This window comes from Mucilaginibacter terrigena, assembly GCF_004168255.1.
GTDB classification, from domain to species: domain Bacteria; phylum Bacteroidota; class Bacteroidia; order Sphingobacteriales; family Sphingobacteriaceae; genus Mucilaginibacter; species Mucilaginibacter terrigena.
This window is the reverse complement of record NZ_SEWG01000008.1, coordinates 128424-139653: the sequence shown is the minus strand read 5'-3', so window position 1 is coordinate 139653 and position 11230 is coordinate 128424. Positions and strand designations below refer to the sequence as shown.

At 45.7% G+C, this 11230-nt stretch carries 9 protein-coding genes; 5 read left to right on the top strand and 4 right to left on the bottom strand.

What is annotated here, in order from left to right; all coding sequences use genetic code 11:
* Positions 1-5: 5 nt before the first annotated feature.
* The 4 genes from EWM62_RS17550 (at position 6) to EWM62_RS17535 (ending at position 3266) form a co-directional block, all read left to right on the top strand.
* Complete coding sequence (locus EWM62_RS17550; RefSeq protein ID WP_129877984.1) at positions 6-1322, top strand: TolC family protein; 1317 nt, start codon at positions 6-8, stop codon at positions 1320-1322.
* Between the two features lie 40 nt (positions 1323-1362).
* A complete protein-coding gene (locus EWM62_RS17545; protein ID WP_203235077.1) occupies positions 1363-1746 on the top strand; it encodes a response regulator in 384 nt (127 codons plus the stop codon).
* Positions 1743-2591: an N-acetylglucosamine kinase gene (locus EWM62_RS17540; protein WP_129877983.1), complete on the top strand. Its 849-nt coding sequence runs from the start codon at positions 1743-1745 to the stop codon at positions 2589-2591. The genes EWM62_RS17545 and EWM62_RS17540 overlap by 4 nt, the downstream gene beginning before the upstream one ends.
* Before the next feature lie 96 nt (positions 2592-2687).
* Positions 2688-3266: a dihydrofolate reductase family protein gene (locus tag EWM62_RS17535; protein ID WP_129877982.1), complete on the top strand. Its 579-nt coding sequence runs from the start codon at positions 2688-2690 to the stop codon at positions 3264-3266.
* Positions 3267-3675: 409 nt separating this feature from the next.
* On the opposite strand, the gene lnt is transcribed toward EWM62_RS17535, so the two are convergent.
* Both lnt and rsmI read right to left on the bottom strand, forming a co-directional pair.
* The gene (gene lnt / locus EWM62_RS17530) at positions 3676-5289 is read right to left on the bottom strand and encodes an apolipoprotein N-acyltransferase (protein ID WP_129877981.1); all 1614 of its coding nucleotides are present in this window, start codon (positions 5287-5289) and stop codon (positions 3676-3678) included.
* Between the two features lie 131 nt (positions 5290-5420).
* Entirely contained in the window at positions 5421-6188 is a 768-nt protein-coding gene (gene rsmI / locus EWM62_RS17525) for a 16S rRNA (cytidine(1402)-2'-O)-methyltransferase (protein WP_129877980.1), read from the bottom strand.
* 79 nt (positions 6189-6267) lie between these two features.
* On the opposite strand from rsmI, the gene serS reads away from it, so the two are divergent.
* Positions 6268-7539 carry a serine--tRNA ligase gene (gene serS, locus EWM62_RS17520; RefSeq protein WP_129878000.1) on the top strand — a complete coding sequence of 424 codons (1272 nt, stop codon included), beginning with the start codon at positions 6268-6270 and terminating at the stop codon, positions 7537-7539.
* Positions 7540-7703: 164 nt separating this feature from the next.
* Here the strand turns inward: serS and EWM62_RS17515 are convergent, their stop codons facing one another.
* Both EWM62_RS17515 and EWM62_RS17510 read right to left on the bottom strand, forming a co-directional pair.
* Complete coding sequence (locus tag EWM62_RS17515) at positions 7704-9524, bottom strand: serine hydrolase domain-containing protein (protein WP_129877979.1); 1821 nt, start codon at positions 9522-9524, stop codon at positions 7704-7706.
* A complete protein-coding gene (locus tag EWM62_RS17510; RefSeq protein ID WP_129877978.1) occupies positions 9511-11142 on the bottom strand; it encodes an amidohydrolase in 1632 nt (543 codons plus the stop codon). Before EWM62_RS17510 ends, EWM62_RS17515 begins: the two co-directional genes overlap by 14 nt.
* Positions 11143-11230: the final 88 nt, after the last annotated feature.

Here is an 11230-nt window from a genome sequence, read left to right as displayed (position 1 = left end):
GCAATATGAATATTAAAAAAATAATTTGCTTGATTTTTTGCATCACCGCCCTTACGGCCATGGTAAAGGCACAGGAAGCCCCTTTGCTTACCTTAAAGGATGCCGTGGAGATAGCGCTTAAAAACAATTATAACATACGGATATCGCAAAACAACGCAGCCATAGCAAGCAATAACGTTACATTGGGTAACGCGGGTTTTTTGCCTTTGGTTACCGGCGATGCTGCTTTAAATAAAAGCAGCCAGAAAATAAAGCAAACCCGAAGCGATGGAACCGTTAACAATTTAACCGCCAATAACAACAATAACAACTACGGCGTAAACCTTAACTGGACAATTTTTGACGGTTTTAACATGTTTGCCAATTACGACATGCTGAAAGAGCAGGACAAACTGGGCGCCATCCGCCTGCAGGACACTATTCAAAGTACGGTTGCCAACGTTATTACCACCTATTATAACCTCATTAGCCAAACCGAGCAGATAAAGGCTTTGCGCGGGGCCATCGAGATCTCGCGAACGCAGTTGCGATACTCAAACGATAAATTTACCGTTGGCCGCGTATCAAAACTTGATGTGTACAACGCACAAGTGAATTTGAATACCGATACATCCAACCTGATAACCCAGCTGCAACAGTATCGTACCACAAAAATTCAGATGAACCAACTGCTGGTGCGCGATCTGCAGACAGATTTTATAGTTGGCGATACCATTGTAGTGAACAACACCCTGATATTAGGCGATATCATAGCCAAAGCCCAGGCGCAAAACCCCGATATATTAGCATCCCAAATAAACAAACGCCTGGCCGAGATCAACCTAAGGCAGGTAAAATCAACCCGGTACCCGGTAATTGGGGTAACATCGGGCTATACCTTTAGCAACAGTAAAACCCCCGCGGGCTTTACGCTTAGCCAAAACGCGCATGGTATAGCTTACGGATTAACAGCATCTATCAATATATTCGACGGCCTTAACCAATGGCGGCGCGAGCGCAACGCCAAGCTGCAAATTGCCAATGCCGATATAAGCCAAAAGCAGGTGATGCTTGATGTGGAAGCGCAGATAAGTAACTTTTACGTAGCATACCTTTCGGGCCTCGATCTGATAAGAATTGGCCAGTCGAGCGTGGAGTTGGCTAAGAAAAACCTCGAAATTTCTTTGGAGAAATATAAAATAGGCAACATCACCCAGTTAGAGATCCGCGAAGCGCAAAGAAATTACCTGGATGCGCAGTCAAAGTTCTTTTCGGCGCAATACCAGTCTAAAATGGCCGAAGTAACCCTGCAGCAGATCACCAACAGTATAAATATTCAATAATCTGTATTTAATTGTATTAAAAGATTATTTTTGAACTACAATGCCTGTTCACTTTAAAACTTGCCTGCTGATAGATGACAATTATATTGACAACTTTGTTACGCGCAAAATTTTAGAGAGCGGCAACTTTGCAGATAACATAATTGTAATACAATCGCCCCACGAGGCCATAGAGGCTTTGCGCAGCGGGAGCGTAAAACCAGACGCGATCTTCCTGGATATCCGCATGCCTATGATGTCGGGATTTGAGTTTTTACAAGAATACGAGGCGCTGGAACTGGATAATAAGGAAGTGGTGAAGATATTTATGCTTTCGTCATCGCTGGACCCAACCGATATGAACAATTCAAAAAGCAACAGGTATGTTGCAAGCTTTGTTCATAAGCCGCTAACCCAACAGGCGCTTGAAGAACTTAGTACATGATATTAGTAGCAGATAGCGGATCTTCAAAAACCGACTGGCTTTTATCCATCCCAGGTGAGCCAAATAAGGCGTTTAAATCTGCCGGCCTTAACCCATATTTTTTAACCGAAAAAGAGATCGGGAAAATATTGCAGGACCAGGTGCCCGACATGATTGCCCTTGCCGCCGATATTACCGAGATCTATTTTTTTGGCGCCGGCTGCTCAAGCCCGGACAGGCACGAGATCGTTTCTAATGCCATCAGCGGCTTATTCCCTGATGCCTATGTAAGTGTTGATAGCGATCTTTTGGCTTCGGCATACGCCACCTGCGGGCATGAGAAAGGCATCTGCTGCGTATTGGGCACCGGTTCAAACATCTCTTTTTTTGATGGCGAGGACATCCACGACGGGCAGCACGGCCTGGGCTATGTACTGGGCGATGAAGGGTCGGGCACATGGTTTGGCAAAGCCCTGGTAACCGACTACCTGTATGGCAATATGCCCGATGATATTGCCGCGAAATTTAAAAAAACGTATCACCTGCATAAAGAGGATGTTATTAAAAACGTGTATCAAAAAGCCCGGGCAAACTCTTACCTGGCCTCCTTCTCCAAATTTTTAAGCGAGATAAGGGAAACGCCCTACGCGCAGGCGATGCTTCATAAAGGATTGCTCGAATTTGTTGATACCAACATTAAATCGTACCCGCAATACAACAAATTTAAATGCCATTTTGTAGGCTCGATAGCCTATGTTTTTGCCGATGAGTTAAAAGCCATTTGCGAGCAAAACGATGTACACGTCGGCAAGATCATCCGCCAGCCTATAGTTGATCTGCTGGAGTTTATCATCAAAAGGGGATAATACTTCCGTCGTGAACCACCCGTTCATTAGTCGCCTTTGCACCCGCCGGGCCAAACCAAAAAGGCCCAACTTTGCTTTAACTAAAAGGAGGTAATTATGAGAAAGCTAATTTTGTCAGTAAGTGTTTCGCTGGATGGTTATGTTGAAGGCCCTAACGGCGATATGAGCTGGATGCAGGTTGATAACAGTAACGAATGGGACGATTTGTTTGAAAGCCTTTACCAGGTAGACCTTTACATATTAGGTGCCGGGATGTGGCCAGAGTACAGAAACCATTGGAAGAAGCAGCTTGCTGACCCGAATGCCCCTGCCAACGAGGTGAAATACGCGAAACTGGCCGATAAAACGCAGCATATCGTATTCTCGAAATCCCTGAAAAATTCCGGATGGGACAATACTATCATCAACAATGGAGATGCAATTGAGGAGGTTAAAAAGTTAAAGGAACAGCCCGGCAAAGATATCATGACATTTGGCGGAGCGGCATTCGCCACCTCGTTGTTAGATGCGGGCCTGGTTGATGAATATCGCCTGGTAATACACCCGGCAATTGTCGCCGGCGGCAAATCATCCTTTCATCGTGTAAAAAACAGTCATAAACTTAAGTTGGTAAGCGTAAAGCAGATAGGCGAGTTGGTAGCATTGACTTATAAGCAATTAAATACCAACGCCTAAAATCAGGGATTACAATTCACTCCCAAGGGCGGGGGATAGCCCATCATTGAACAGTCAGCTTTTTCATCAAACGTTCCGATGGAACGAAACGAAATTCACTTAATGTTGCTACCAACCAATCGTTCCTACGGAACGTTAGCGCCCTTTTTCATCCCGTAGGGATGTATGGTTGGTAGAAAACAAGTAATAAAGCGGTACATTCCATGGGAATGTTTGGTGCAAATTAAATCTATGTCTACTCATGGGCTATTATCTCAAGAGGGTTATGGATGATATGTATTAACATAATAACAATGCATAATGGTGGCGCTACTTTGTCACCTGTTTGTTATGTTTATAGCTGATTATGAGCTTTTTGCATTTTATTAGCTGGTTGTGTGTATCGTGAACGTGAACATTTTACCACTTATTAATGGCTAAATCCCTTTTTTATCCCGATCAAAAATATTCCCAATACCGCTAAAATGCTGGCAGCCTTAGGGATGTAATCACCATATTCAACGTAGAAGGTAATGTCCGAGTTTAGGTTGATATCTTGTTTTAGCGCGGTACGTACCCACCATTTGCTCTGCTGAACGATATCGCCCCTTTGGTTAATAAATGCCGAGATCCCCGTATTGGCCGAGCGGCAAACCCAGCGGCGGGTTTCAATAGCGCGCAGTTTGGCATAATCCAGGTGCTGGTCTTTACCCGAGGTATTTTCCCACCAGCCATCGTTGGTAATAATGGCTATGAACTGTGCACCCTGTTTAACCGATTTGGCAACCCACTCGCCCCATATAGATTCGAAGCAGATAACCGGTGCCGCGCCAATCCCGCTTTGCGAGTAAAACACCGTTGGTTCGGTTTGCATGCCGTATGCACCGGTTGCGCCACCCAGGTGCTCAAAAGCCGGTTTCAGGAATGATAAAGCACTTCCAAAAGGCAATAGCTCGGCACCCGGTACCAACCGCGATTTATGGTAAAATTGTACTTTTGCCGAGTTTTCGATATTAATGGCCGTACTAAACCGGTCGTAATATATTCCCGGCTGGTTGGGTAACTTACTGGCCGTTTTTGTGGCCTGTTTGGTGTAAAATTTATGGGTTTCGCCACCGGTTAAAACATTGGCGTTTTTAAATTTATTTAAAAATTTCTTCACCTGCAGGTAGCTGTTGTCGGTGTAGATATGGTCCTCGTCCATATCCTCCGAAATGGCGGTTTCCGGCCATATAAAATATTCAGTATTACGTTGCCCGATGGAATCTGACAGTTGAGTAAGCGTAGCTATCTGGTCATATACCGGGATAGTGCCTTCTTTTTCGTATGGGTCGATATTGGGTTGCGCCACCACAATGTTTGATGGATTTACCTGTTCTTTGTAGCTGTAATATTTATACAGTGAAAAGCCTAACGGAAGGATCAATACCAAAGTAAACGATACGATCAGTTTTTTACGCACCTGCACAGCCTGTGCCTCGCGCAAGCCAACATAAAGCAAAAACAGCAGAATATTAATGGCCCAAACCCAAATGGTGCCGCCATAAACCCCTGTGTACTCGTACCACTGCACCCATTTGTGCGATGTGGCAAAGCCGTTGCCTAAGGTCATCCAGGGGAAATTTAAGTCCCAGCTTTGGTGCAGGTATTCGTAGCCTATCCAAAAGCAAACCAGGGCTACTAACGAAAGCTTGCGCCCGGCAATAAGCCTTACCCGGTAATATAGCCAGCAGGCCGTAGCCATTAACAATGGCCCAAGCGAATAGGGTATAAGCGATAAAGGGGCAGCTACAACAGGGCCAACAATTTTAAGAGAGTTATAAACCCAATAAACGCACAGCGTGTTCCAGATAAAGAATCCAAGGAACGTGGTATTAAAGATCTTTTTCCCCTTCCCGGTAGCTTCCGACCGGATGATGTTTTCCATAGCCAGCAGCATAGGCGCCATCCCCACAAATAAAAACACGGTAGTAAACTGCGTAGGCGGCCAGGCTACCCAAAGCAGCAAACCCGAGAATATGGAGAGTAGTAGGTTTTTTTTCATTTGTTATTTATATAATCACGCATATTCCCACATGTCATTGCGAGGAGCGTAGCGACGCGGCAACCTTAGAGGACAAGCGGATATGCTAAGATTGCCACGCTATCGCTCGCAATGACATATTTATTTATTACCTATTCCTCCTCCTCATCCCCATACTTCTTTTTCCTTTTATCACCTTCGGCAGGCGCGGCACCGGCAACGCACATTACAAACTCGCCTTTTAACGGGTGGGTTTCAAAGTATGCTTTTACTTCGGTTACCGTGCCCCTTACGGTTTCCTCGAACATTTTTGTCAGCTCTCGCGATACGGAAAGCTGGCGGTCGGCGCCAAAAAAGGTGGCCATTTCGTCCAGCGTTTTCAATAAACGGTGTGGCGACTCGTAAAGTATAATGGTGCGCTCTTCAGTAGCCAAAAATTTATAACGGGTTTGGCGGCCTTTTTTTAGCGGCAAAAAACCTTCAAAACAAAACTTATCCGTAGGGAAACCCGAATTAACCAGCGCGGGCACAAAGGCTGTTGCGCCGGGCAGGCACTCTACGACTATGTTAAATTTCAGCGCCTCGCGCACCAGGAAAAAGCCGGGGTCGGATATGGCGGGGGTGCCGGCATCACTTATCAGCGCGATGTTTTGCCCCATCAGCAGGAACTTAATGATCTCGTTGCTGGATTGGTGTTCGTTATGCTGATGATGCGCGAACACTTTATTTTGGATCTCGAAATGCTTCAGCATCGGCGCCGAAGTGCGCGTATCTTCGGCCAGTATCAGGTCGGCCTCTTTTAAAATACGGATAGCCCTGAAGGTCATATCCTCCAGGTTGCCTATGGGTGTGGGTACTAAATAGAGTTTGCCGGTGGTGCTCATAAATTCGCGGTCGATAGTCCATAGACGATGGACCATAGCTGCCAACAGAAAATCTATCGACTATGGACTATGGACTATGGACTTATTTATATCTTTGCCTTTTAAAATAAAATCAATGCTGCAAGTTAGTTATATCCGCGATAACAGGGAACAGGTTTTAGAACGTTTGGCTGTAAAAAATTTCAAACAGCCCGAATTGGTTGATGAAGTGATCAGTTTGGATAACGAGCGTTTGATATCGCAACGGGCCAGCGAAGAAGCAAAAGCCGCTGCCAACCTTTCTGCCAAACAAATTGGCGAGTTTATGCGCGCCGGTAAAAAAGCGGAAGCAGAAGAACTAAAAACCCAAACCGGTAATTCTAAAGATTATATCAAAAAGCTTGATGATGAGTTGGCCGTTATCGAGGAAAACCTTTATCAAAAGCTGATATTATTACCCAACCTGCCGCATGCATCGGTACCTAAAGGCATAACGCCGGAGGAAAATGAAGTGGTATTGGAGAATGGTACTATCCCTGAATTGCCTGCCAACGCTTTACCACACTGGGAGCTTGCTGCTAAATACAACTTGATAGATTTTGAACTGGGTGTTAAAATAACCGGTGCCGGTTTTCCTGTATATAAAAACAAAGGTGCCAAACTACAGCGCGCACTTATTAATTTTTTTATTGATGAAGCCGAGAAAGCAGGTTATAGCGAAGTAAGCGTACCCCTGATGGTGAACGAGGCATCGGGTTTTGGTACCAGCCAGTTGCCGGATAAAGAAGGCCAGATGTATTATGTTGGGATAGATAACCTGTACCTGATACCAACCGCCGAGGTGCCCATTACCAATATGTACCGCGATGTGATCTTAAAGGGTGAAGAACTGCCGGTTAAAAACTGCGGGCACACACCTTGTTTCCGCCGCGAAGCCGGTTCTTACGGCGCACATGTACGCGGCCTTAACCGCCTGCACCAGTTTGATAAGGTTGAAATTGTACAGGTGGTGCATCCTGATAGATCATACGAAGTACTGGAAGATATGAGCGCCCATGTACAGGGCTTGCTGCAAAAACTGGGTTTACCTTATCGTGTATTGCGCCTTTGCGGCGGCGATATGGGGTTTGGCAGCGCATTAACCTATGATATGGAAACCTGGAGCGCCGCGCAGCAACGCTGGCTGGAAGTATCTTCAGTATCAAACTTCGAGACCTTTCAAAGCAACCGTCTTAAACTGCGTTTCCGCAATGCGGAGGGTAAAACACAATTGGCCCACACCCTTAATGGCAGCGCACTGGCCCTGCCACGGATTGTAGCCACATTGTTGGAGAATAACCAAACGGATAAGGGGATTAAAGTGCCCGAGGCGCTTGTACCTTATACTAAATTTGAGTGGATAAATTAAGGATTCGATACAACTGTCATCCTGAGGAACGAAGGATCTAATGTACGCCATGCTTATGTGCGACAGGACGGCGAATAGATGCTTCACTACGTTCAGCATGACAAAATCTTGAACAAGAAAAGCCACGGCATGCCGTGGCTTTTCTTGTATATTGGTTACGTGTATTACATCCCCTTCTGTATCGCCTCATAAACCGCGTCTTGGATCCTGGGGCGGATATTGAGGCTGCCAAGTTTGTTGCCCACATTTGGGTGCACACGGTTGGATAGGAACACATAAACCAGGTTGTATTTAGGATCAACCCATACGCATGTGCCCGTAAAGCCGGTATGGCCGTATGCCATATCCGATGCTGATTTGGATGGGTAATGCCTGTCGGCAATTGGGTCCCAGCGGTCAAAACCTAAACCGCGCCTGCTAACCGGCGATTGTTTGGATGTCCACAGGTCAACCGTTTCGGGTTTTACATATTGTATGCCGCCATAGGTACCGCGGTTAAGCATCATCTGGTAAAGTATGGCTATATCGTTTGCCCCTGCAAATAAACCGGCATGGCCGGCCACACCGCCCATCAGGGCAGCGGTAGGGTCGTGCACGTAGCCGTCTATCAGCGTTTTGCGATCTTTTCTGTCGTCTTCGGTTGGCGGTATGCGGTTGGCCGGGAAACGGTAAAGTGGTAAAAAACCTGCGGTTTGCATCCCCAGCGGGTTGTAAAATTTATCCTGCACATATTTGTTTAGCGGGATAGCGGTAATAGCTTCCTCTATCTGCTGCATAAATATCATGCCCACATCACTGTATACATATTGCCCGCGGGTTTTCACCACCGAGCGCAGGGCTGCGGGCAGCATTACTTCATCAAAGTAATTTTTGCGGACATAATAGTTTTCGTTCACTTTGGTTGGAAATGCCGCGGATGAATCTGTGCTATGGTCGGTTGGTCTTATGGCCTCAAAAGTAGAAATGTCGGGTATCAACCCTGCCTGGTGCTCTAACAACTCGCGAACGCTAAGGGTTTTTTTGTTGGTGTTGCGCGTAATAGGCATATAAGTACCCAGGGTCGAATCGAGGTGTAATTTCCCTGCATCATAAAGCTGCATAGCCTCCATCGTTGTGGCCGAGATCTTGGTCATGGATGCCACATCAAAAATATCGGTTATCCTGTCGGGGATGGCATTATCATAGGTATGGTACCCATACGCTTTGTTGAATATCACTTTACCATCTTTAGCAACTAATACTACGCAGCCTGGTGTAGCACGGCTGCTGATGGCCTCGCGGGCAATATCATCAATGGCTTTGGTAAGGTTATCGGCATTGATGCCTGCATCTTCGGGCACGGTATATTGCAGGCGTGTTTTGCTTGTTAAAAATCCGGAGTTAGCCGCATATTTGGCCGAGTAGGATTTTGTTAACCGCTGCGTTATAGCTACACCGCCAAAAATAGCCTGCGCGCTAAAGTAAGCTGCCACCGGCGATACCCGTGCCGACCAGATAACGGGCGAGGTAATACTGTTTAATTTTGTTAATGAATTACCGTTTCCAATAAGCGAAACGATAACGTTCTTCATTTTTTGATTATCGTTTATAAACCCAATGATCTGTAGGTTATTAACCTCAGCATCGGTTAACTGCACAATAAGGGTGTTATAAAATTTGGTATCCTGCGATAAATTATCAAGCGTTTTTACGCTTAGGTAATCCAAACCGTTAAACAGGTCTACTTTGGCATACTTGTTCAGCAGGCTGTCAAAACCTGCCGCGTAGATCCCCGAAAAACGAATGCTGGCTATTTTATTATTATCCAGGTTTTGAAGGGGGATAAGGTGCTTTTCGTTATTAAGCAATACTGTTGCCTGCTCGGCTGATAGCTGCTCTTTTACATAAGCTTTACCCGTTAATGGTGGGTTTTGCGCGCAGGCGCTGTTAAAAAGTACAAACCCCGACAATAAAAGGAGGCAAATATTCCGCCTATTTTTTCTCATAAACCTTAACACCATTTATATACGTTTTTAAAACTTTAACTTTTGGCAGCGCGCTACCTTTTATCTTCATGATATCCTGATCGAGTATTACAAAATCGGCATATTTGCCAACTTCGATACTCCCTTTTTCATGCTCTTCGAAATTTGCTTTAGCTGCCCATATGGTCATACCTTTCAGGGCTTCTTTGCGGTCAATCGCGTTATCCATTTGAAAGCCATCTTCGGGGAAACCTTTCAGGTCCTTACGCTCGGTTGCTGCATAGAACGTGTACAGCGGGTTTATGTTTTCTACCGGGAAATCGGTACCCAGCGGCATCCATCCGTTTTGTTTTAAAAGCGCTTTGTACGCATAACCGGTTTTTAAACGTTCGGCCCCGAGGCGTTTAACGGCCCAAACCATATCAGATGTGGCATGTGTTGGCTGCACCGATGGGATAATATTGTTATCGCCAAAAAGCTTAACATCCTCGGGCGCTACTATTTGCGCATGTTCTATCCTCCAGCGTTTATCGTTTTTACCTTTCAGGTTTTCGGCATAAATTTTTAGCATCACCCGGTTGGCGCTATCGCCAATAGCATGCGTAGCCATCTGGAAACCATGCGCTGCTATTTTTTTAGCCACTTCTTCAAAATGCGCTTTCGGGCTTAATAAAAAACCGTTCCAGTTTTTTTGGTCGGTATAGGGGTGCAGCAGGCAAGCGCCCCTTGAACCCAGTGCGCCATCGGCATAAACCTTAAACGCGCGCACATTAAGGCCGGGTGTTTTATATGCGCCACGCTTAAACAGGTACTCGTAATTTTCGGGCTGGTCGGCCAGCATTACATACAGGCGCATTTTTAACGCGCCTTTATGCTGCAGCGCAGCTATTGTGCTTACCATGGTATAAGGCAAGCCGCAATCGTCAACAGTGGTTAAGCCAACTGCAAAGCAATTTTGCTGTGCATCCAATAACGCGGCTTGTGTAACTTGCTCGGTAGGTGGGGGTATTTTACGGGTAACTATACCTACAGCATTATCTACCAGTATACCGGTAAGTTTGCCGTTAATGGTTTCTATTTTGCCGCCTGTAATGGTTTGGCCTGGTTTTATACCAGCAATGTTTAGCGCGGCCTGGTTTGCTATTGCGGCGTGCCCGTCGATACGGCTAAGCAGCACCGGCCTTACAGGAAATAGCGAATCGAGCTTGGCTTTGTTGGGGAAGGTTTTATTATTCCAGATATTTTGGTCCCAGCCGCCGCCAATTATCCAGCCGTTGGTACGGTGCCTTGCGTAATTGCTGACAGAATCTACAACCGCATCCCAGCTTTTGGTGCCAACTAACTTTACATCCTGCAGCCCCAACCCATATTCGTAAAAGTGCGCGTGCGCGTCAATAAAACCCGGGTAAACCGCTTTGCCGCCGGCATCAATCACTTCGCGGGCAAAATATTTTTTTTCGAGGGTGTCGATATCGCCAACGGCTAAAATTTTGCCGCTGTAAACCACAAAGGCATTGGCGGTAGTAAAGGTACTGTCGACAGTATATACGAGGGCGTTTTTTACAAGCAGGTCGGCATTGTATTCTTTTTGTTTGCATGCCGCTACGAGCAAAAGCAGCACGGGCCAGAGTTTCTTCATATTAATAAACAGGTAGATGTAAATATTATTAACGTAAATAGTATATACAAGTATGTAACGGTAAAGTTATGCAATCAAATATTTAATT